Here is a 20,504-nt window from a genome sequence, read left to right as displayed (position 1 = left end):
GCTTTTTGCTCCGTTGTTCCTCGCCTGTTGTTCTAGGGCTCATCCTGCTGTCAGGAGAGAACTCGCCCTTCGGGCTCAAACAGCTCTCCTGACGGGCGCAGGATTTCACCAAGAACAACAACGGCTCAGAACAAAAGTCGCTACAAAGCACCCACGGCAACTGCCGTTTTTAGGATAATCATGAACATCACAGCCGCTGTAATGCTTCCCTCCGCCTGTCGTTTTCAGATTTAACGGCGCTTGGATTATCATAGCCCCATGACCCGCCCCATCATCGCCGAAATTTCCTCTTCAGCCTTGCGCCATAATCTTCAGGTGGCTCGTAATCATGCGCCTCAGGCCAGAATCATGGCGGCGGTCAAGGCCAATGCCTATGGTCATGATGTGCGTGTTTGTGCTCCGGTTCTGGCTGCAGCCGGTGTGGATGCTTTTGCCGTGGCCTCTCTGGAAGAAGCCGAAACGCTGCAAGCTTTGGCATTGAACAAGCCCATTTGTCTGTTGGGCGGTCCTTTTACAGCGGAAGAAGTACTGCTCGCCACCGAACGCGCTTACTGGCTGGTCATTCATGAAGATCGCCAACTGGCCTGGCTCGAAAGCCAGATCCCGCATCGTGCCCTGCAAATCTTCATCAAGGTGGATACGGGCATGCACCGTCTGGGCTTTGCGCCGGAACGATTGGGGGAGGTTTTTGCAAAACTGCAGTCCTATCCGCACTGGCAGGTGCTGGGCCTGATGAGCCATCTGGCGCGTTCTGATTGCCCGCAAGATCCATTCAATGATCAACAGATAGCGGTATTTGAGCGCATGGTCAAAGCATATTCAGGTCGCACGCTGGGCCAGCATAGTCTGGCCAACTCCGGGGCTGTTCTGAGTCTGCCTTCGACCCATCAATACTGGGTACGGCCGGGTTTGATGCTGTACGGATTATCGCCCTTCACCGGTAAAAATGGTGTGGATCTGGGCCTGCAACTGGTGCTTTCCTGGCAAAGTGAAATTGTCGCGACGCGCCATCTTCAGGCGGGTGACTGGCTGGGTTACGGCGCCACCTGGCAGGCAGCAGAGGCCTGTCGGGTGGGGGTTGTCGCAGCAGGTTATGGCGATGGATATCCGCGTCAGCTGGGATCAGGTGCTGCCATCAGGGTGGCCGGTCAGGAAACCCGTACTCTGGCGCGGGTCAGTATGGATATGCTTTTTGTAGATATTACCCATATTCAGGCAGATATTGGCAGCAAGGTGACGCTGATGGGTGGCGAAGGACCTACTCTGGAAACGCTCGCTCAGCAGCTGGATACCATCCCTTATGAAATGAGTTGCCGCATCCAGATGCGCGTTCCCAGGAGGCTGCGGGCATGAGTCGCGATAAAAATGTATTCGTGTGCCAGGATTGCGGGAGCAGCAGCAGCAAATGGCTGGGCCGCTGTCCGGATTGCGGGGCCTGGAACAGCTTTGTGGAACAGCGTGTCGAAAAAAGCAGTGCGCGATCGCAGACCGCTTTTGCCAATGCGAGCCCGCCCCAGTTTCTCCATGCGGTACCTTTGGAAGATGCTGGCCGAAGAACGACCGGATTGTCAGAGCTGGATCGGGTACTGGGAGGTGGCCAAGTCCCCGGTGCGGCTATTTTGCTGGGGGGGGAACCCGGAATCGGCAAATCGACCCTGCTTCTCCAGACGGCCCATCATCTCAGTCTGAGTAGCAAGGTGCTCTATGTGACGGGAGAAGAATCGGCGGCTCAGGTGGCCATGCGCGCCCAGCGTTTGAGCCTCGGGAAAAGTCCGGTGCGGGTTTTGGCTGAAAACCATCTGGAAGCCATCGAAGCACTACTGCAGGCTGAAAAACCCGATTTGTTGCTGATTGATTCCATACAGACCGTGTATACCGATAGCCTGCAGTCGGCACCCGGATCTGTAGCCCAGGTGCGTGAATGTGCCGCCCGTCTGGTGCGTTTTGCCAAGGCCAGTGCAACCACCGTCTGGCTGGTTGGGCATGTGACCAAGGAAGGTGCTATTGCCGGTCCGCGTGTTCTCGAACACATGGTCGATACGGTGCTGTACTTTGAGGGAGAAGCTGGCAGCCCCTACCGGATTGTGCGCGCCATCAAAAATCGTTTTGGTGCAGCCAATGAGTTGGGCGTATTCCAGATGCAGGAAGCCGGATTGAGTGAGGTGGCCAATCCCTCGCAGCTGTTTCTCTCCCAGCATGAAAAACCGGTACCCGGCAGTGTGGTGCTGGCAACGCAGGAGGGTACACGGCCGCTGCTCGTCGAGGTGCAGGCACTGGTGACCCCCAGCCCATTGGCTAATCCCCGCCGCGTCGCCATTGGCTTGGATCCCAATCGCCTGTCTTTGTTGCTGGCTATATTGCATCGGCATGGGGACAGCATGTTTTTTGATCAGGACGTATTTGTGAATATTGCCGGGGGAATCCGGGTCAATGAACCCGCCGCCGATCTGGCTGTGGCCTTGGCCTTGTTGAGCAGTTTTCGTAACAAGGCCTTGACGGGAAGACGGGTGGTGTTTGGAGAACTTGGTCTGGCCGGAGAGGTGCGACCCGTAGCCGATGCCCAGGGGCGTATTCGCGAAGCGGTCAAACTGGGCTTTAAGGGCGCGATTACTCCGCGTGGAGATCAGTTGCAGGCTCCCGGCACTTTCCAAGTCACTTCGGTACTGCGCCTGGGTGATGCTATGGATGATGCCTTTTCGGGATCTTAGAGAGATTTTCCCCAACGGGTTTTCATGGCTTGCAAAATCTTCAAGGAGTCGTTACGGTAGCGACTCTACAGTCGTCAATTTGTCACGTAATTTGCTGATATATGTGGTTTATTTTTGCTTTCAAAGAGGAGAAACACCATGCAGAAATCGTTGGGTCATTCTATTAAATTCGGATTGGTCGTGTTGGCGCTGGGAGGATTGGGACTAGTCAGCAATGTGGCTTTTGCCAGTGATGCCATGGCCGCAAGCCCGGCCCAGATTAAGGATTTTGCCCATGCTGTTGCGCAGATCAAACCCCTGAACGTGCAGGCTCACTCTGAAATCAGTCAGAAAGGCGTGAGTAAAGCCAAGCAGGATGCGGTCAAAAAATCCTATATGGAAAAAGTGGACAAAGTGCTGGCGACCAACCATCTGAGCGCCGGACAATATTCCAGCATGCTCAAGCAAACCCAGACTGATCCAGCCTTTGCCAAGCAGGTTGAAGCGGCGATGCACTAAAATCCAGATTGATGCGGCAAAGCCTTCAGGCCAACTGTCGTTTTTAGGTTGATTTGTGAGATAATAGGGGCATAGGAGGTTTACCTTATGCCCATACTTGAGTTACCTACTCCCGATTATCCATTCCGACGCCGTCAGCTCATGCAGAAAATGCATGACTCTGCCGTTGCTATTATTCCTACGGCTGTCCCCAAGCAGCGTAATAGTGATGTGCAATATCCGTTTCGAGGCGATAGCGACTTTTTATATCTCACCGGATTTGAGGAGCCTGAGGCCGTCCTCGTCCTGATTCCTGGACATTCTGAGGGGGAGCAAATTCTGTTCTGTCGTCCTCGTGATCCGGCTCGGGAAACCTGGGATGGGCGCAGGTCGGGCCTGGAGGGGGCGCTGGCCCAATGCCAGGTGGATCGCTGTTATTCCATTCATGACTTGAATGAGCAAATACCGGCGCTTCTGGAAGGCCGGGAGCTTCTGTTTTATCCCATGGGGCAAAACAGTGATTTTGACGCCAGAGTCATGCATTGGCGAAATCTGGCGAAAAGCAAGATTCGTCAGGGTATTCGTTATCCGCAGGAAGTAGTGGATGTCGGCGGTCTGGTTCATGAAATGCGCCTTTTTAAGGATCCTGCCGAGCTGGAGTGCATGCGGGCCGCCGTGGGCATCAGTGGTGCCGGACATCGTCATGCCATGCGCCAGTGTCAGCCGGGAATGATGGAATATGCCCTGTGTTCGGAAATTGAACATGTTTTTCGGCGCCTGGGTTCACCGAGCGTGGCCTATCCCAGTATTGTCGGTGGCGGTGAAAATGCCTGTATTCTTCACTACACGGAAAATAATGCGGAATTACGTGACGGAGATCTGGTTCTGATTGATGCCGGGGCAGAAGTTGCCGGATATGCGGGGGATATTACCCGTACTTTCCCGGTGAATGGTGTGTATAGTCCTGCCCAGCGGGAAATCTACGAAATCGTCCTGGCTGCTCAGGAGGCTGGAATTGCTGCGGTGCAGGCCGGGAGGCCGGTTTCTGATTATCACGATGAGGCGGTCAAGGTTTTGGTAGATGGCCTGCGTGATCTGAAAATCCTCTCAGGCAGTCGTGATGCCCTGATTGAACAGGGAGCGTATAAAGCTTTTTATATGCATGGTACCGGTCACTGGTTGGGCCTGGATGTGCACGATGTGGGACATTATCGCAATAAAGACAAGACCTCACGGAAACTGGAATCCGGAATGGTGTTGACGGTAGAGCCGGGTCTGTACTTTGCTCCGGCGAATCTTGCGGTACCGGAAAGGTGGCGGGGAATCGGCATCCGGATCGAAGACGATGTGGTGGTAACAGCGGCCGACCCCGAGATTCTTTCGCAAAATGTCCCTAAAAAAGTGGCAGACATTGAGGCCATGATGGCTGCGGGGCCGGCCTGAGCTGAAGTGTTCAGACGCCGCTGGTAGCGGGTTTGCTGGAATGCACAAAACGCAAGCGGGCTTTTCGAACACCAAAATCCATGGCTTGCTGGACGCTGCCCATAAGAATATCTGCGGCCATGTGGTAACGGGGATTCATGGTGTCCCATACGATGCCATGAATGATTTTTCCCGAAGAGAGAACGATGTTGATTTTTTCTCCACAGCGATTGCTGCCATTGCTGCGAAAGAAAAGGTCAGGTGACAGGGCGATCTGGTCAGGCCGGGTGGGTCCGCAGGCTGACATGCCAGGATTGCTATTGGTTTGGCTGGGTAAAGCGTTATATGCCGTAACCCGGCGCAAATAAAAAACTTGATGGTGGATGATGAGAGCGCCATCCCCTTGTGCAGCAGTGGATTCATTGCGGGTGTTACTATCTTGATCGCTGGTTTTTTCCAGGGAACCAGATTGAGAAGGGTTCATGACGTTGGCTGTTTTCGGAGTGAGTTGAGTGAGCATCCCGGCTGGTAATCCGGAAGAATTAAGTGCCAGCGCATTCGGTAATAATAAAGCCATCAGGGCAACGCCCATTCCTGCAGACAGACTTTTAATCATAGGGTTCTCCCACTTTGAGCTGGCATTCTGGAGCCGGTTTCCAGTCGAAACACAGACGGGTATTGTTCTCAAATCATGAAAAGGAACAATATTTTATAAAAAATGTTGAAAAAATCAAGGAGATAAATTAATTTTATTAAAAACAATTGGTTGCGATTGTGTACCGGCTTGTGCGTGGTGTTGCGCTGCCTTTTTTTGCCAGATGGATTCAAAAAACTAGTATCCATAGTGACGCTAAGACTAGCGTATAGTTATTTTTTTAGTTATGATCCCTCTGCTCGTTTTCCAACCCAACAAAGGAGACTGCTATGAGCAAGTTTACCACAGCTTTGAAAGTAACTGCGCTGATTTTGCCCTTGGGCCTGGCCGGTTGCGCTACCAGTTCTGACCTCGCTAAGGTTTCTGCCAAGGCTGATGCCGCGCAGTCCACCGCCAACGAGGCTCTTGCCAAGGCCAATGCCGCACAGAGCACTGCAACTGACGCTTTGAGCAAGGCTAATGCCGCACAGAGCACGGCTGATCAGGCCATGAGCACTGCCAATTCTGCCAACCAGAAGGCTGAAGAAGCCAATGAGAAGGTAGAGCGCATGTTCAAAAAGGCGATGATGAAGTAATTTTATCGTCGTACTGGATGTGCAAAGGCCCCGCCGGTTTCCGGCGGGGCCTTTGGTTTTTGGTGCTTACATGAGGCTATAGAAAGTTTGGTGTGGTCTTGGTTAACCCGCCTTGCGAAAATGCAAATCCACATGAATATCCACAAAAGGACACAGTACGCCCCCACTGGCTGACGCTCAATCAATCCGAGCTCCGTGAGTACCACCACATCATCATGTACGCGGCGCACATCTCGACCTATCTGCCGGGCCAGCTCGCGGATGGAGACATCCCCTAACCGCATAATCTGGCGTAGTAACGACCAGCGTAATGCCGTTAGTCGGCCAAGAAATACATCCGCCGATTCAAAATTCAGGGTTTCTCCTTGGTAGGTTTCAGACTGAGCAGCCTTGCCCGCACTGCGTAGAGCAGCCTGCCAGTCCGGTTGTACGGTAATGGTCAGTGTTCGCGCTTCCATCGTTCCACCTCTGCAATAAAATCCTCAATCAATTGATCCACACTGATAAATGCGTAAGCCGTTTCTTCATCGGAAAAGTGAACATGGTCGCCTTTGCCACGCTCATTATCATAACCAATAACCCCTCACCTTGACGAAACAAGGTATCAACATAATCATCAATATGAATCTGGATTGGGATGAAGAAAAAAGGCGGGCTACCATCGCGCATCGGGAACTGGACTTTGCAGATTGCGTAGAAGTGTTTGCCGATGTCACCTTTGAGTTTCCTGATAAGCGCAAGGACTATGGTGAAGCGCGTACCGTTTGCATCGGATTCCTGAAAAATCGCATGGTTGCGGTGGTGTACACGCAACGTGAGGATACCCGGCGGATTATTTCAATGAGGAAATATAATGAGCGTGAAATCAAAATCTACCGCGAACGTCTGGCTAGATGAAGACGACGCAGAGGAATTAACCGGTAAAGAACTGGATCACCCGGAAGGCCGCTGGCTGCAAGACGGTCAGCCCATAGAAACCAGACAAGGGCAAGCTGCCTTTCGTGCCCACTTACGAAAAAAGCAGGTTAATATGCTGATTGATCCGGACATTCTCGACTACTTTCGCCAAAAAGCGGGGCAACGTGGGTATCAGACGCTGATCAACCGCACCTTGCGGGAATCCTTGCTGGATGCCGTGCGCAAAGTGGTTCGGGAAGAATTGCACCATACGGACTAAAGCGGCTAGTGGTCTGTCCGCGAGGTCATTTAAGGGGGCATCATGAGCGTAGACCGTGATCGTGGGGTGGCGATTGTCAACGAGGCTGTAGACCCTCTGGATGGGGATACCGTGTTTGGGCAGCGATGGGGTAGTGGCGAACGCATCCGCATAACGCCCAAGGAATTGAATGCCCTGATGGAAGGCAAAATCATTGCCGTGGATGTCGAGGGTGAGTATGTGGTGTACCTTCAACTGGATGATGAATCCGAGGATTGAGCCTTGCTACCAACCATTGAAGTGGAAATTGATGCACAGGGACAGGTTCATCCCGTGGGGTTGGGCAAGCAGCTTCCGGCGTGCCGTGCCTTGTTGGCCTTGCTGACGCCGCTTGCCAACGAGGAATCGCTGCTTTCAGAATCCGTGCTGGCGGAAGACTGGTTGAAACCCTCAGAGGATGAGGCATGGACCTACTTGCAGCCGGTCAGGTAATACGGGGGAAACCATGATCAGCGAACTGGACACCGTCATTCTGGTGAAGGATCGACCCCATGAGGGTCTGGTGAAAGGTGATGTAGGGGCCGTGGTATTCATCCATGAAGGCGGAAAAGCCTTTGAGGTTGAGTTTACCACTTTGGCCGGTGATCCATTGGGGGTACTGACCTTGGCAGAAGATGAAATTCGGCCTATTTCCGCAAGGGATGTGCCGCATGTGAGGGTGGTGTGATGAAGTTTGGTTTTTTCAAGGGGAAGGGCAGAAGAAAAATCTGTGTTTGTTGTGGGGCATAGTCAATGAAACTTGCAGAAACCCAAAGGGCTTTCACCGAGTCCATGCGATCAAAGTATCCGAACCTGTTCCCTGAACCGGAAAATGAGGACTATGCCATCAATCGGTATGGGATAGAGGTCTATCAAGGCTGGTTTCCCATCGTTGAGCACATGATTGACCAGATTGCGGCCTACGCAGAACACCATGAGATTGACGATTTCTTGCGGATCACCCAGATCAAAACGGATTACTGCCTGTTGCGCTGCAATACAACGCTGCAGAACGATGAACTGAACCAGATCATCAACGCACATAACGAACAGGCTACTCACACCTGTGAACAATGCGGGAACCCGGGCGAAATTCGCGTGGAACGCCGTTGGAAGACTGTGCTTTGCGACATGTGCAATAGTAAAAAATGAAGACGTAGATCATTGAGGCAATAAAAACAGGGCGCACTGGCGACCAACGATTCCGCTGTGCAGTCTATGGGCGACGAAGCCCTGAAACTGATTGTCAAGGAAGTGGCCGATACTGTGCGCCAGAACACTCGCATCGACTGGTCCATCCGCGAACAGGCGCGGGCACATCTGCGGCGCATGGTCAAACGGGTTTTACGGAAACACGGTTATCCGCCTGATATGCAGGAAGGGGCGGTGCATACGGTTATTGAACAGGCTGAGGGGTTGGTGGCATAACCAAAGCCCGTTATACCAGCACGGCAATCTTGGCGTAACTTTGGAACCAGTCATCCTGAAAGACCGGCAAACCCGGTCCGTTCAGGCGGATACACCAGACGGCACCGTGCAGGTCCCATACAGCATGGCACAGACTTCGGGATGGTGCACAGAAGCCCCCACACTCAAAGAAGTTTCTCGCTGTTTGGCATCCAGTCCTGCCAGTAGCGGCACAATAGGGGATAATTCCACCGGCATTATAGTGCTTCCACCACCACCGCCGTCCCATAGGCCGTGACCTCATTCATGGCCTGCCCCTGTCCTGCATCAAACTCACCGGAATCAAAGCGCATCCCCAATACCGCGTTGGCCCCAAGGGAGCGGGCATGTTCCGCCAGTTGTTCCAGAGCATCATCACGGGTCTGAGCAATCATTTTTAAGTAGCCAGACTGTTTTCCGCCAAAAACGGCACGGATACCGCCCAGAAGATTGCCGACGATATTGCGGGACCGGACACCCGTACCATAGACCGGCCCAAGGACCCGAACCACCCGCATACCGGGGCAGTCGTTGATGGTGAGTATCAGGATATTATTTTCCATCACCATCCCCTTCATCGTCCATCACAGGTCCAGCACCCTTAGTAATTACAAATCCCCGCCACGGAAAGGCGGTCCCGGACTGCATCAATGACACGCCGGCGATCCGGCATGGCCAGACGGCCTATGCGTTCCGCCATGTCCATCTCTACAGTGGCGATTTTTGCTGAGCGCACCACCGATGCCACCGGCAGGCCGACACCTGCGAGATCGGCAATCTCAACATCTCCGGGCCACCCCCTGTTTTCCGCGCTGGTGACCATGAGTACCCACAGCAGACGTAGAGACCCTGTACCGTTGTTGATAGCAAGGACCAGAGCGGGGCGGTACTGATGAACAGGTCGGTTGGTATAGGGGAACGGTAGCCTTACGACATCCCAAACTTCACAACTGCCCATAGGCCCGTCGATCTGCTTCGCTGTCCCATTCGGAAAATAGCACGAAGGGGTCTTCCTCAGCTTCTTGAGTCGCTTTACTCAGAATGACCCGGCCATCCTCAATGCGGTAGGCGATCGCATCCCCCTCACGAAGATGCAATGCAACCCGCACCGGCTGCGGAATGGTAGTTTGGGCCTTGCTGGTCAATTTGCTGGTAATCATGGCGCTCATGCATGCGGGTTCCGAGACGACTTATGGTAAGGATATTTCTTGCTATCTACAAGCCTTGATAAAAATTAAGACGCAGAAAATCACTTAGCAAGCATCGCTAAGTGATTGTCTTATATGGGGTGGCTGACGGGGCTCGAACCCGCGACAACCGGAATCACAATCCGGGACTCTACCGACTGAGCTACAGCCACCATATTGGAGAGAACGCATGATACAACGGCCAAAGTCTGGCCGCAAGGCGACAGGCAGGAGTTAATTCTCAGTCCATGAATAATGAGCTGACAGAGTCTTCTTCAGCAATGCGACGAATGGTTTCCGCCATGAGTTCGGCGACCGACAGTACGCGAATTTTCGGGCTCTCCTGCGCTTCTTTACTGAGCGGAATGGTATCCGTCACCACCAGTTCATCCAGTTCAGAGCGCGCTATCCGTTCCATGGCCGGTCCGGAGAGAACCGGGTGAGTACAATAGGCGCAGACCTTGACTGCCCCTTGGGCTTTGAGGGCATGAGCAGCCTCACAAAGGGTATTGGCGGTATCTACCATATCATCTACCAATACGCAGGTGCGTCCTTCGACGTCACCAATAATGTTCATAACCACGGATTCATTGGGGCGGGGACGGCGTTTATCGATGATGGCCAGATCCACTTCCAGCCGTTTGGCAATAGCGCGGGCACGAACTACACCCCCTACGTCAGGAGAAACGACAATGAGTTCCGGGTAGCTTTTCCGCCAGATGTCACCCAGTAAAATGGGGGAGGCGTAAATATTATCCACAGGAACATCAAAAAACCCCTGAATTTGATCTGCATGCAGATCCATGGTCAAAACCCGATTGGCCCCGGCGCTGGTGATGAGGTCCGCCACCAGCTTGGCCGTAATAGCCGTGCGCGAGCGGGATTTCCGGTCCTGGCGTGCATAACCAAAATAAGGCATGGCAGCAGTAATCCGGTTGGCCGAAGCGCGTTTCAGGGCGTCAATCATGGTGAGTAATTCCATGAGATGATCATTGGTAGGTGCGCAGGTGGGCTGAAGGACGAATACATCGCGCCCCCGGACGTTTTCGAGGATTTCGACAAACACTTCGCCGTCACTGAAAGAACTAACCTCGGCGCGACCAAGGGGGATTTGCAGAAAACGGGCTACTTGCGCAGCAAGAACAGGATTGGCGTTTCCACTGAACACCATAAGATTGCCGTGGGCCATGTGATGTCATTCTCTCTGTGCAGGTGGCAAAACAGTCCGAGGACAATTGGCTGGGGCGCCAGGGATCGAACCTGGGAATGCCGGAATCAAAATCCGGTGCCTTACCGCTTGGCTACGCCCCAATAACTCATTGCTCGGCAGGATCAAATAGAGGATGCCGATTACATCCTTTAACTGCCCAGGATCGCCATGGCAAAGGTACTTGTCCAGCGATGATCCGGGCGCTACTTGCATCTTCTGCAACCCCAAAAACACAGGCACCGCTCCCCGTTAAACGAACATCGCGCAATCCATGACTTTTCAGCCATTGGATAGCGGATTCGACCTCCGGGTAGCGTGCACATACTGTGCTTTGCAGGGTATTTTCCATGACCCCGCCGAGAAACGCGCCTATTGTGCTGGGCGGGTGCTGTCGTGTCAATTCTGGAGCGGTAAAAATTTCCCGGGTACTGACAGCAATGCCGGGATGTACGAGTACATAATGAGATTCGAGTACCTCATCCAGGGCGGATAGCTGTTCACCGATCCCTTCTGCCCAGGCGCTCTGTCCAAAAATGAACACCGGAACATCCGCACCCAGTTGGGTGCCGAGTGCCATCAGCTCCTGGCGGGTAAAGCCGGTTCGCCAGAGGCGGTTGAGTACTATCAGGGTGCTGGCGGCATCCGAGGAGCCTCCGCCAATTCCGCCGCCCAGCGGCAGAACCTTGTCGATGTGAATATGGACACCTTCCTGGATGCCAGCGCTTTCCATCAGCAGGCGCGCCGCACGGATGGTGAGATCATCTGCCTCAGCGACGGTTGCGGCTCCGCCACTTCGGGAGAATTGGCCGGCGGGTCGCGAACTGAATTGTAGCTGATCGGCAAAATCAATAAATTGAAAAACGGTCTGCAGTTCATGGTAGCCGTCGGGCCGTTGTCCGACGACCCGGAGCATCAGGTTCAGTTTTGCCGGGGCAGGGTAGGAAATGCTCATGTTTATTCTGCTTGACCCATTTGCCACTGAGTAATGGCCATACGCAGGGCAATGCCATCCGGACCATTTGCCTGCAATAATTTGGGCATAGTCAGTCCGCCGACGGGGGTATATTGCAAATAGTGGACCTGCCAGGGGCCGCTGCGGAGAATGTTCGGCAATCCTAAAGCGTTGTTGCTGATGGTGCTGGTGTTACCGCGCAAGCCGAGCATCCAGTCCGGCAGCTCCGCAGCCGGCAGTTCGACATGCAGGACCATGCTCAGTAGCGTGGACAGATTACGAGCTTGCCGATGTTCTCCGGTGATGGTTTCCAGATGAGCACCGGAAGCCTCTACCGTGATGCGTGCCACGGTTCTGCCCAGAGGGTCATAAATGGAAAGTTCCTGCAGCCGGGGCGACTGTTTCCAGCGAAAGCCAAAGTTTTCATTCTGTTTGGGTGTGCTGAGGACGGCTTCGCCACTGGCACGCCAGTATTTCAAGCTGGAAATTACCTGATTACGCTCCGCTGTGGGGAGAACGTTGGTATGACTGGGGGCTACGGGGGAAATGGTCGCGCAGGCCGAGAGCGTCAAGGCGAGAATGGCCCCGGCACCGAGTTGCAGTGCCCGGTTCAGCCTCATAAAAAGAAAAATTTTGCGAAAAGAAGGTCTCATGGCTGGCGGGTCAGTTCCTGGCGGAGAGGAGTGTCGTTGGGATTTTTGTCCAGCGCCTGTTGCCAGACGTTACGGGCTTCCTGATGTTTGCCGAGAGCCCAGAGGATACGTCCCAGGTGCATGCTGAGTTCGGGATCATCAGGAAGGGCCTGGTGGGCTTTTTGCAGGTATTCCAGGGCTTTCTGGTTGTCGCCCTGACGATGATGGAGCCAGCCGATACTGTCCAGAATCTCCGGGTTTTCGGGTTCTAGTTCAATCGCTTGGTGTAATAGCGTGCTGGCTTCGGAGAGGTTCTGATTTCTTTCCACAAGGCTGTAGCCCAGAAAATTATAGGCCTGGGCATTATCAGGGGCGAGCTGAATGACCTGATGCATGGATTTCTCCATGGCTGGAAAATCATGGAGTTGTTCCTGGACGGCACCTTGGGCATACCAGAGCTCCGCATTTTCCGGAAGACGTTCGAGAGCTTGCTGAAGTATTTGCAGGGCCTGCTGCAGGTGGCCGCTGCCTTGTAACAAATCGGCCTGGAGCAGGGGAATCTGCGCCTCTTTGGGGTGAGCGGTTGCCAGAGTTTGCAGACGGGTCAGGGCTTTTTTATGGTCACCCAGCTGATACTCCACGCGTGCACTGTGCAGCTCCACTTCTGCATACAGGGGGCCGGAGTGAATGCGCTGGTACCATTGCAGAGACTCCGCCCAGTGACCCTGGGCTTCATACAATCGGCCCAAATAGTAAATGGGTGCGGGGGATTGGGGCGCGAGATCACGGGCGCGCTGCAGATTACTTTGGGCTGCAGGCCAGTTGTGGCGTTCAATGTCCATGATCCCTAAGGACAAGGCGATTTCAGGATTATCCGGGTGTTGCCGCGCCATTCCCTGATAAATCCGGTAGGCCTGGGTCGTGCCCCCCATTTTCAGATAAAGCGCGGCCAAGTACTGGTGGGCTTTTGTCGCGTCTGGATGATGCGCTGTAAAAGACTGAATACTGTGCAGGGCCACGGTCGGTCCTTGGGTGGTTTGCAGGGCCTCGGCCAGTTGAATGGCAGCTTCCTGCCAGTCAGGTCGCAGGCTGAGCGCTTTTTCCAGCCAGGTGATAGCATGATCGGGATGGTTCTCGATCAGATCAATCCGACCCAAGGTGTAATAAGCACTGGCAGAGTTTGGATTTTTGCTGGCCAAAGCAGTTAATAGTCGCTTCGCTTCGCCACTTTGGCCGTGGGCAATCAGTAATTCCGAGAGTTGCAGGGTGATTTTGGGATCATCCGGAAAACGCGCCAGAGTTGCCTGGAGCAGGTTGATGGCTTGCTGTTCTTGACCTTTGGTCAGCAGCAGTGCTGCCTCAAACTGGTCGGCCTTGGCGCTGTTAGGTGCCAGTTCCCGCCATTTTCTGGCCAGGGTCAGGGCGTCATCAAAATCCCCGAAGCGGGCGGTAGCCTGGGTGGCGCGCTCCAGAACATTTGCCTCGGGTGCCAGTTTGGCTGCTTCCGCCCATGCCGGTATGGCGAGCTTTGGCTCCTGCTGCAAGGTCGCAAATTCGGCAACCAGGAGGTAATACAACTGTTCTCCAGTCATCCCGGCAGGCTTGGTATCGGCCACAGCATTCCCAGCGATAAGGCTGAGCAGTATTCCTGCCACCATGCCGCTCAGCTTGCTTCTCATACCATCTGCTCCGGATTGATCATTCAGCGAGCACAATAACTGCTGGCGCAGCGGCTTGCAATCCTGTGCGCGGTCAGCGACAATTCAGCCCCTCCATCGTCGCTCTGCAGGGACGGTCGCTGCTATTTTCTGCTTTGGTCTAAGTCATCATACTGCCCCGATTGCGGTTCGGGAAAAGGTCGCCTTTTCTCCGGAATCGCTGGCTGCAGCTTACCGCGATCTGCTTGATCAGGGACTCGTCAAGGAAGCTCTGATTGTATCTACCTGCAACCGCACCGAAATTTACGTGCATGGCGGCCATGGGTCGAATCGTCAGGCCTTGCAGAACTGGCTCTGTGCGTTTCATCAGATTGATCCCCGTTCTCTGGATGGACACATTTATTACTCCAGCGACGCAGAGGCCGTCCGCCATCTGTTTCGGGTAGCCTGCGGCCTCGATTCCATGATTATTGGTGAACCCCAGATTTTGGGACAGGTGAAAGATGCCTATCAGGCAGCTGCCGACAGTGGTGCAGCCGGTCCAGTCTTGAATCGCCTGCTGCACTGGACGTTTCGGGTTGCCAAACGGGTGCGTTCGGAAACCGCCATTGGCTCTGCCCCGGTGAGTGTGGCCTATGCAGCGGTCAGTCTTGCCAAACAGTTGCTCGGGGGTCTGGAAGGTCGCTCGGTATTACTGATCGGGGCTGGAGATACCATAGAACTGGTGGCTACCCATTTGCGGGAGCACGGCGTAAGCACTTTTGCTGTGGCCAATCGCAGCTCCGAACGTGGTGAGCAACTGGCCGCAAAGTTTGCGGGGAATGCCCATACCCTGGAAATGATCCCCAGTCTTCTGCATGACGCTGATGTGGTGGTGAGCTGCACGGCCAGCACCCAGCCCATTGTCAGCCGTGAGGCGGTGTCTGCCGTCATGGCGCAGCGTGAACGCGGTGATCTGATGCTGGTGGATCTGGCCGTACCCCGGGATATTGCCCCCGAAGTGGAAAGCATTGAGCAATGTTATTTGTACACGCTGGACGATCTGAATGATATTGCCCAGGCAGGAATGCGGGCGCGACGTGAAGCCGCTGCAGCTGCCGAGTTGATCATTGCCGATGAAGTGGGCCAATTTCAGCAGTGGCGCGAAAGTCTGGATGTGGTGCCGGCTATCCGCCGCCTGCGCGATCACGTGGAAGAACGGCGTCAGGAGGAAGTGCGGCGTTTTCAGCATTATCTGGATCAGGGCCAGGATCCGCACGCGGTTCTGGATGCTTTTTCCAAGGCGCTGATCAATAAAGTGCTGCATGATCCCATTGCGACCTTGCGCCAGCCCTGCCAGGAAGCCACCAATGAGAGTCTGGTCGCGGCGTTGGACATTCTTTTTCATCTCAGTGATGCTGAAGGATGAGCCTCAGTCCGCGTTTGCAGGGCCAGCTGGAACAGTTAGCCTTTCGCTTTGAAGAGCTGAGCCAGATGTTGACCAGCCCTGAGTTGGTCAATGATACCCAGCGCTTTCAGAGTCTTTCCAGGGAGTTGGGTGAAATCAGTCCCATACTGGATTTGTTACGCCGTCACGAACAGCGCCAACGCGATCATGACGAGGCGGAAAAAATGCTGCTTGAAGAGCGCGATCCCGATTTGCGGGAAATGGCCCATGACGAGCTGGCGAGCGCCAAAAAGGATCTGGAGGAACTGGAAGAGTCCTTGCGCTTGCGTTTGTTGCCCAAAGATCCCAATGATGAGCGCAACGTTTTCGTGGAAGTACGTGCGGGGACCGGGGGAGAAGAAGCCGCTCTGTTTGCCGGCGACCTGGTGCGCATGTATACCCGTTATGCCGAGAGTCAGGGTTTTACAGTGCTGTTGTTGTCCGCATCGGAGTCGGAGCGGGGCGGCTACAAGGAGGCCGTGCTGGAAATCAGCGGGCGCGGTGCTTATTCCCGACTCAAGTTTGAATCGGGCGGCCATCGGGTTCAGCGCGTCCCGGAAACTGAAGCCCAGGGGCGTATCCATACCTCCGCCTGTACGGTGGCGGTATTGCCGGAGGTGGATACGGTCAGCGAGATTAATATCAATCCTGCGGATCTGCGAATTGATACCTTTCGAGCCAGTGGCGCTGGTGGTCAGCATATCAACAAGACCGATTCGGCTATCCGGATTACCCATATTCCTTCGGGTCTGGTGGTAGCCTGTCAGGAAGATCGCTCACAGCACAAAAACCGCGCCAAGGCGATGGCCTTGTTACAGGCCCGACTGCTGGAAACAGAGCAGGAGAAACAGCAGAGCAGTGCTGCACAAACCCGGCGGCTTTTGATTGGTTCCGGCGATCGCTCCGAACGCATTCGTACTTATAATTTTCCGCAAGGACGCCTGACGGATCATCGGATCAATCTGACCTTGTACCGGCTGGAAGCTATTCTGGCGGGAGATCTGGATGCCGTGATTGAGCCGCTGATCAAGGAATATCAGGCCGATTTGCTGCAAAATCTGGGTGATGATTAGTCTTCAGGATTGGCAGCGCCATCTGGGTGCACAGTTGGCGGCAGTCAGTGACCAGCCTATCCAGGAAGCGCGCTGGTTGATGACCCATGGTCTCGGTCTCCGTTCCACGGAACTTTTGATAAACCCGCAAAAGGTTTTGACTCCCACTGAAAGAGCACAATTACAGACACTGCTGGACCAGCGACTCAGCGGTGTGCCTCTGGCTTACTGTCTGGGTGAATGGTCCTTTTATGGACTGGATCTGATAGTCACTGCTGCAGTATTAATTCCTCGTCCCGATAGTGAATTGCTGGTCAGTCTGGCGCTTATGGAGAGTCAGGTAGAGGATGACCTGCAACTGCTTGATCTGGGCACAGGGTCCGGAGCGCTGGCCCTGGTGCTGGCCCGTGAACGGCCGCAAGCCAGCGTTTTTGCGGTGGAGCAAAGCCCGGAAGCCTTGACCGTCGCCCGGCTGAATGGGGATCGAATCGGGGTGAAAAACATCCAGTGGTTGCAAGGTGATTGGTATACTCCCCTGGATCCGAACCTGCGTTTTGATCAAATTATTTCCAACCCGCCTTATCTTGCCAGTAATGACCTCCATCTGCCGGACTTACGGCATGAGCCCAGGACTGCGCTGGTGGCTGGTCCAACGGGTCTGGAATGTCTGGAACCTATTATTTTCGGGGCCCGTTCGCGTTTGCATCCGGGGGGACGTATTTTGCTGGAGCATGGTTGCGAGCAGGCTGCTGCGGTGCGCACACTCCTGCATGACCACGGTTTTCAGCAGGTACAGACGCATTGTGATCTGGCGGGCAGAGAACGTGTAAGTAGTGCCAGGAGCCCTGATCATGCCTGAATTACCGGAAGTGGAAGTGACCCGTCTGGGAATCAGTCCGCATCTTTTGGGAAAAAATCTGCAGGGCGCGATTGTGCGTGAATCACGTTTGCGCCTGACTGTGAATGCGGACTTGAGCGCGCAGGTTGCCGGTCAGAAACTGGAGCAAATAAGAAGGCGCGGCAAATATCTGCTGCTGGATTTGCAACGGGGCAGCATTCTGATTCATTTGGGGATGAGTGGACACTTGCGGGTACTCCCGCAGGACACTCCGGTGGAGAAGCATGATCATGTGGACCTGCTTTTTGCTCAGGATACGTGTTTGCGTTTCCATGATCCCCGCCGTTTTGGCGTGCTTTGCTGGCTGAAAGAAGCGGATACGCACCCATTGATTGCCCGCCTTGGTCCCGAACCTCTGGGCGAGGATTTTTCCGGAGCCTATCTCCATGCTCAGAGTCGTCAGCGCCAGATTCCGGTAAAAGCCTTTCTGATGGATGCGCATCAAGTGGTGGGTGTGGGAAATATTTACGCCAATGAGGCCCTTTTTGCCGCAGGCATTGATCCGCGTCGCCCGGCCGGACGCATCTCTCTGGCTCGCTACACCCTCCTGGCCGCAGCCGTGCGTGTCGTGCTGGAAGCTGCTATTCAGCAGGGGGGGACGACTCTGCGCGACTTTACCCGACCAGATGGCAGAAATGGATATTTTCGACTATCTCTGGCGGTATACGGACGAGAAGGACAAGCCTGTATCCGCTGCGGAAAAGCTTTGCAGGGGATACGCATCGGCGGGCGGGCGACCACTTATTGTTCCCATTGTCAGCACTGACCTGTCGGGAGTACCCATGAGCATTGAGCAGTCGATTACCCGGTCACCGATTTTGGAGGGCCTGTCTGCATTGAACCGCTGGCGCCAGGATCTGGTTAGTGGTCTGCACGAAATGGCAGCACTCACTGCCGACCTCGGCCTGCTGCCCAGCGGAACCATGCTGCAGCTGGAAACCCTGGCTTATGATACAGAGCAGGACAGTCTGCGCATTGCTTTTGTCGGGGAGTTTTCCCGGGGTAAAACCGAACTGATCAATGCCTTGTTTTTTTCGGATATGGGCCAGAGACTTCTGCCTTCCAGCTCCGGGCAGACCACCATGTGTCCCGTGGAAATTCGCGGTGCGCCGCAAGGACGTCCCGGTCTGCAGCTACTGCCCATCGCCAGCCGCAGCCTCGATGTCAGCATTGAAAAGCTTAAGAAGGCGGGAAGCGCCTGGCGCAAGTTCCCCTTGTCTGTGGCAGACAAAAAGGAGCGTTCCGAGTCATTGGCGCACTTGACGGAAACGGTTTGCGTGGCCGTAGAAGATGCCCGGCGTATTGGTCTTTGCCCGCCGCTGAACCGTACCCCCAAAAATCGCGAACGCACGGTATGCCCCTCTTGCGGATTGGGTAAGGTGCTGATTCCGCGCTGGCGACACGCCATACTATATCTGGCTCATCCCGTCCTGGATGCAGGCTTGACGGTGCTGGATACTCCGGGGCTCAATGCCATTGGTGCCGAGCCGGAACTGACCTTCAGCATGCTGGCAGATGCAGACGCTATTGTTTTTCTTCTGGGTGCAGACACCGGAGTAACGCAAAGTGATCTGATGATCTGGGACCAATACCTGATGCGCAATGCCCATCAAAAGCAAATTGTACTTTTGAATAAAATTGACACCCTTTGGGACGAATTACGGGAAGAGGTTGATATTAAACAGGAAATTACCCAGCAGGTGGCTAATACGGCAACCCGCTTACGTATCAACCCTGATCAGGTCATTCCGGTTTCCGGTCAAAAAGGCCTGGTTGCCCGAATCCGTCAGGATGCGGAGCTGCTGGAGCGCAGTGGCTTGGCCGCGCTGGAACGCTCCATAGCGGAAGTACTTTTGCCAGCGCGTCATGAAACCATCAAGGAAAAATGCCGAATGCTCATAGAGCGGGCGGTGCTGGATCAAAAAAATATGTTGCAGGATCAGCGCCATCGTCTTTTAGCCCAAATGGATAGCGTACAAAGTCTCAAGGACCGTACGGCTGAAAAAATCCCAAAACTGGTTGCACAGCACCAAATCCTGCTCAAAAATTTTGAGCAGGATCGACAGGCTTTTGAAGAGAAAAAAGCCCGGTTTCGCCAGGCAGTGGAAGAGTTGTTGCTGATTCCTCTGGCTCCCAATACCTTTGATCTGGTGATCAGCAATGCCAAGGCGGAAATGCTCTCAGCCTGGACAACTGCAGGAATTGTCGAGCGTTTCCGGCAGTTTTTCAGTGAAGCCATCGCCCACTTTGATCGGGCACTGGAGGGCGCACAACAAGTGTCTGCCATGGTCGCGGAAGAATATCAGGCCTTGCAGAAGCGTTACCGCCTGCCCTCCTTGCGGGCCGTGCCCTACGCCATGATGCCCAGACGTGCGGAATTGATGGATATGTCTGAAAGCTACGAGCGTTTTGGAATGATGCTGGAAATTGCGGTAAACACCCAAAGTAGCGTGGTGCGCAAGGCATTTTTGACGGTAGCGGGTCGTACCCGGGATTTTGTCGTCGAAACCCGTCGGGAGGCGGAAAACTGGGTGGATGAAATCATGGCCGTCATGAACCAGCAACTCCAGCTATTTCATCAAAATGCCGAGGAAGAGCTGAATTCACTACAAAGTATTGCCACGACTATGGGTAATATTGATACCAGAGTACAGCAGCTGGAACAGAGTCTTGCCGAGATTCAGGAGCAGAGTGACCGGCTGGATCGCCAATCCGCTCCACTCCTGAGTCTGCTGCGAGCGCCTTTCAGGCCTGTCCGGTAAGTTGCCGGAATTTGCTTTGCAGTTGTTCAGCAGATTCTGCATGGTCAGGATCTTTGCTGATACAATCCACCGGACAGACTTCCATGCACTGGGGCGTGTCGTAATGGCCAACGCACTCGGTGCAGAGCTTGGGGTCAATGACATAGATATTCGGCCCCATGCTGATGGCGCTGTTGGGACATTCGGGTTCACAGACATCACAGTTGATGCAGTTGTCATCAATAAGCAGAGACATTTATTTCTCCTTGG

At 54.3% G+C, this 20,504-nt stretch carries 29 protein-coding genes and 2 tRNA genes; 17 read left to right on the top strand and 14 right to left on the bottom strand.

Annotation, left to right across the window (positions count from 1 at the left end):
* The first annotated feature begins 258 nt into the window (after window positions 1-258).
* From alr to pepP, 4 genes are all read left to right on the top strand, one after another.
* Entirely contained in the window at window positions 259-1,353 is a 1,095-nt protein-coding gene (gene alr, locus BLW97_RS12560; RefSeq protein ID WP_075323327.1) for an alanine racemase, read from the top strand.
* Window positions 1,350-2,708: a DNA repair protein RadA gene (radA, locus tag BLW97_RS12555; RefSeq protein ID WP_075323326.1), complete on the top strand. Its 1,359-nt coding sequence runs from the start codon at window positions 1,350-1,352 to the stop codon at window positions 2,706-2,708. The genes alr and radA overlap by 4 nt, the downstream gene beginning before the upstream one ends.
* 138 nt (window positions 2,709-2,846) lie before the next feature.
* On the top strand, window positions 2,847-3,206 hold the full coding sequence (locus tag BLW97_RS12550) for a DUF4168 domain-containing protein (RefSeq protein ID WP_024892888.1): 360 nt from the start codon (window positions 2,847-2,849) through the stop codon (window positions 3,204-3,206).
* An 87-nt stretch (window positions 3,207-3,293) separates the two neighbouring features.
* Window positions 3,294-4,628, top strand: a complete 1,335-nt coding sequence (gene pepP, locus BLW97_RS12545) for a Xaa-Pro aminopeptidase (protein WP_075323325.1) — start codon at window positions 3,294-3,296, stop codon at window positions 4,626-4,628.
* A 10-nt stretch (window positions 4,629-4,638) separates the two neighbouring features.
* Here pepP and BLW97_RS12540 read toward each other — a convergent pair whose 3' ends face one another.
* Window positions 4,639-5,223, bottom strand: coding sequence for an RlpA-like double-psi beta-barrel domain-containing protein (locus BLW97_RS12540; protein WP_075323324.1), 585 nt, complete (start codon window positions 5,221-5,223; stop codon window positions 4,639-4,641).
* Window positions 5,224-5,531: 308 nt separating this feature from the next.
* On the opposite strand from BLW97_RS12540, the gene BLW97_RS12535 reads away from it, so the two are divergent.
* The gene (locus BLW97_RS12535; protein WP_024892891.1) at window positions 5,532-5,837 is read left to right on the top strand and encodes an Lpp/OprI family alanine-zipper lipoprotein; all 306 of its coding nucleotides are present in this window, start codon (window positions 5,532-5,534) and stop codon (window positions 5,835-5,837) included.
* A gap of 2 nt (window positions 5,838-5,839) precedes the next feature.
* On the opposite strand, the gene BLW97_RS12530 is transcribed toward BLW97_RS12535, so the two are convergent.
* Both BLW97_RS12530 and BLW97_RS20060 read right to left on the bottom strand, forming a co-directional pair.
* Window positions 5,840-6,295, bottom strand: a complete 456-nt coding sequence (locus BLW97_RS12530; protein ID WP_242947808.1) for an HVO_A0114 family putative DNA-binding protein — start codon at window positions 6,293-6,295, stop codon at window positions 5,840-5,842.
* Entirely contained in the window at window positions 6,277-6,414 is a 138-nt protein-coding gene (locus BLW97_RS20060) for a toxin-antitoxin system TumE family protein (RefSeq protein WP_237747392.1), read from the bottom strand. Before BLW97_RS20060 ends, BLW97_RS12530 begins: the two co-directional genes overlap by 19 nt.
* A gap of 44 nt (window positions 6,415-6,458) precedes the next feature.
* Between BLW97_RS20060 and BLW97_RS12525 the strand changes: the two genes are divergently transcribed.
* From BLW97_RS12525 to BLW97_RS12495, 7 genes are all read left to right on the top strand, one after another.
* On the top strand, window positions 6,459-6,734 hold the full coding sequence (locus BLW97_RS12525; RefSeq protein WP_075323323.1) for a BrnT family toxin: 276 nt from the start codon (window positions 6,459-6,461) through the stop codon (window positions 6,732-6,734).
* Window positions 6,691-7,014, top strand: coding sequence for a BrnA antitoxin family protein (locus tag BLW97_RS12520; protein ID WP_075323322.1), 324 nt, complete (start codon window positions 6,691-6,693; stop codon window positions 7,012-7,014). The genes BLW97_RS12525 and BLW97_RS12520 overlap by 44 nt, the downstream gene beginning before the upstream one ends.
* A 42-nt stretch (window positions 7,015-7,056) precedes the next feature.
* Window positions 7,057-7,272, top strand: coding sequence for a hypothetical protein (locus BLW97_RS12515; RefSeq protein WP_075323321.1), 216 nt, complete (start codon window positions 7,057-7,059; stop codon window positions 7,270-7,272).
* 3 nt (window positions 7,273-7,275) lie between these two features.
* Entirely contained in the window at window positions 7,276-7,485 is a 210-nt protein-coding gene (locus BLW97_RS12510; protein ID WP_075323320.1) for a hypothetical protein, read from the top strand.
* A 13-nt stretch (window positions 7,486-7,498) separates the two neighbouring features.
* Window positions 7,499-7,720, top strand: coding sequence for a DUF4926 domain-containing protein (locus BLW97_RS12505; protein ID WP_010637715.1), 222 nt, complete (start codon window positions 7,499-7,501; stop codon window positions 7,718-7,720).
* A 65-nt stretch (window positions 7,721-7,785) separates the two neighbouring features.
* Window positions 7,786-8,184 (top strand): hypothetical protein, encoded by a 399-nt coding sequence (locus tag BLW97_RS12500; RefSeq protein WP_010637716.1) that lies wholly within the window; start codon window positions 7,786-7,788, stop codon window positions 8,182-8,184.
* Window positions 8,185-8,220: 36 nt separating this feature from the next.
* On the top strand, window positions 8,221-8,460 hold the full coding sequence (locus BLW97_RS12495; RefSeq protein WP_278278527.1) for a type I restriction enzyme endonuclease domain-containing protein: 240 nt from the start codon (window positions 8,221-8,223) through the stop codon (window positions 8,458-8,460).
* Between the two features lie 81 nt (window positions 8,461-8,541).
* Here the strand turns inward: BLW97_RS12495 and BLW97_RS19470 are convergent, their stop codons facing one another.
* From BLW97_RS19470 to BLW97_RS12450, 10 genes are all read right to left on the bottom strand, one after another.
* Complete coding sequence (locus BLW97_RS19470) at window positions 8,542-8,697, bottom strand: hypothetical protein (protein WP_157999020.1); 156 nt, start codon at window positions 8,695-8,697, stop codon at window positions 8,542-8,544.
* Window positions 8,697-9,041, bottom strand: coding sequence for a YbjQ family protein (locus tag BLW97_RS12490; RefSeq protein ID WP_010637719.1), 345 nt, complete (start codon window positions 9,039-9,041; stop codon window positions 8,697-8,699). Before BLW97_RS12490 ends, BLW97_RS19470 begins: the two co-directional genes overlap by 1 nt.
* Window positions 9,042-9,079: 38 nt before the next feature.
* On the bottom strand, window positions 9,080-9,436 hold the full coding sequence (locus BLW97_RS12485; protein WP_075323318.1) for a type II toxin-antitoxin system PemK/MazF family toxin: 357 nt from the start codon (window positions 9,434-9,436) through the stop codon (window positions 9,080-9,082).
* Window positions 9,423-9,638 carry a type II toxin-antitoxin system PrlF family antitoxin gene (locus BLW97_RS12480; RefSeq protein ID WP_040429177.1) on the bottom strand — a complete coding sequence of 72 codons (216 nt, stop codon included), beginning with the start codon at window positions 9,636-9,638 and terminating at the stop codon, window positions 9,423-9,425. The genes BLW97_RS12485 and BLW97_RS12480 overlap by 14 nt, the downstream gene beginning before the upstream one ends.
* Before the next feature lie 124 nt (window positions 9,639-9,762).
* A tRNA-His gene (locus BLW97_RS12475) sits at window positions 9,763-9,838 on the bottom strand.
* Window positions 9,839-9,906: 68 nt separating this feature from the next.
* The gene (locus BLW97_RS12470) at window positions 9,907-10,854 is read right to left on the bottom strand and encodes a ribose-phosphate pyrophosphokinase (RefSeq protein WP_010637724.1); all 948 of its coding nucleotides are present in this window, start codon (window positions 10,852-10,854) and stop codon (window positions 9,907-9,909) included.
* A 47-nt stretch (window positions 10,855-10,901) separates the two neighbouring features.
* Window positions 10,902-10,976, bottom strand: a tRNA-Gln gene (locus BLW97_RS12465).
* Window positions 10,977-10,981: 5 nt separating this feature from the next.
* Window positions 10,982-11,827 (bottom strand): 4-(cytidine 5'-diphospho)-2-C-methyl-D-erythritol kinase, encoded by an 846-nt coding sequence (ispE, locus tag BLW97_RS12460; protein ID WP_065973422.1) that lies wholly within the window; start codon window positions 11,825-11,827, stop codon window positions 10,982-10,984.
* 2 nt (window positions 11,828-11,829) lie between these two features.
* Window positions 11,830-12,480: a lipoprotein insertase outer membrane protein LolB gene (lolB, locus tag BLW97_RS12455; RefSeq protein WP_010637729.1), complete on the bottom strand. Its 651-nt coding sequence runs from the start codon at window positions 12,478-12,480 to the stop codon at window positions 11,830-11,832.
* Window positions 12,477-14,138 carry a tetratricopeptide repeat protein gene (locus tag BLW97_RS12450; RefSeq protein ID WP_024892909.1) on the bottom strand — a complete coding sequence of 554 codons (1,662 nt, stop codon included), beginning with the start codon at window positions 14,136-14,138 and terminating at the stop codon, window positions 12,477-12,479. Before BLW97_RS12450 ends, lolB begins: the two co-directional genes overlap by 4 nt.
* A 55-nt stretch (window positions 14,139-14,193) precedes the next feature.
* Here BLW97_RS12450 and hemA point away from each other — a divergent pair, with 55 nt between their 5' ends.
* The 5 genes from hemA to BLW97_RS12425 are packed head-to-tail and all read left to right on the top strand — an operon-like array spanning window position 14,194 to window position 20,255.
* Complete coding sequence (gene hemA, locus BLW97_RS12445; protein ID WP_031569940.1) at window positions 14,194-15,525, top strand: glutamyl-tRNA reductase; 1,332 nt, start codon at window positions 14,194-14,196, stop codon at window positions 15,523-15,525.
* Entirely contained in the window at window positions 15,522-16,616 is a 1,095-nt protein-coding gene (gene prfA, locus BLW97_RS12440) for a peptide chain release factor 1 (protein ID WP_075323317.1), read from the top strand. The genes hemA and prfA overlap by 4 nt, the downstream gene beginning before the upstream one ends.
* Entirely contained in the window at window positions 16,609-17,454 is an 846-nt protein-coding gene (prmC, locus tag BLW97_RS12435; RefSeq protein WP_075323316.1) for a peptide chain release factor N(5)-glutamine methyltransferase, read from the top strand. The genes prfA and prmC overlap by 8 nt, the downstream gene beginning before the upstream one ends.
* Window positions 17,447-18,259 (top strand): bifunctional DNA-formamidopyrimidine glycosylase/DNA-(apurinic or apyrimidinic site) lyase, encoded by an 813-nt coding sequence (gene mutM, locus BLW97_RS12430; protein ID WP_075323315.1) that lies wholly within the window; start codon window positions 17,447-17,449, stop codon window positions 18,257-18,259. Before prmC ends, mutM begins: the two co-directional genes overlap by 8 nt.
* Window positions 18,260-18,275: 16 nt before the next feature.
* A complete protein-coding gene (locus BLW97_RS12425; RefSeq protein ID WP_075323314.1) occupies window positions 18,276-20,255 on the top strand; it encodes a dynamin family protein in 1,980 nt (659 codons plus the stop codon).
* On the opposite strand, the gene BLW97_RS12420 is transcribed toward BLW97_RS12425, so the two are convergent.
* A complete protein-coding gene (locus BLW97_RS12420) occupies window positions 20,239-20,490 on the bottom strand; it encodes a YfhL family 4Fe-4S dicluster ferredoxin (RefSeq protein WP_075323313.1) in 252 nt (83 codons plus the stop codon). The two genes, BLW97_RS12425 and BLW97_RS12420, sit on opposite strands and share 17 nt — an antisense overlap.
* Window positions 20,491-20,504: the final 14 nt, after the last annotated feature.

The sequence above is a fragment of the Acidithiobacillus albertensis genome (assembly GCF_001931655.1).
In the GTDB taxonomy this organism is placed as follows: Bacteria; Pseudomonadota; Gammaproteobacteria; order Acidithiobacillales; family Acidithiobacillaceae; genus Acidithiobacillus; species Acidithiobacillus thiooxidans.
The sequence above is the reverse complement of the archived record's forward strand: the minus strand, read 5'-3'. Positions and strand labels throughout refer to the sequence as shown.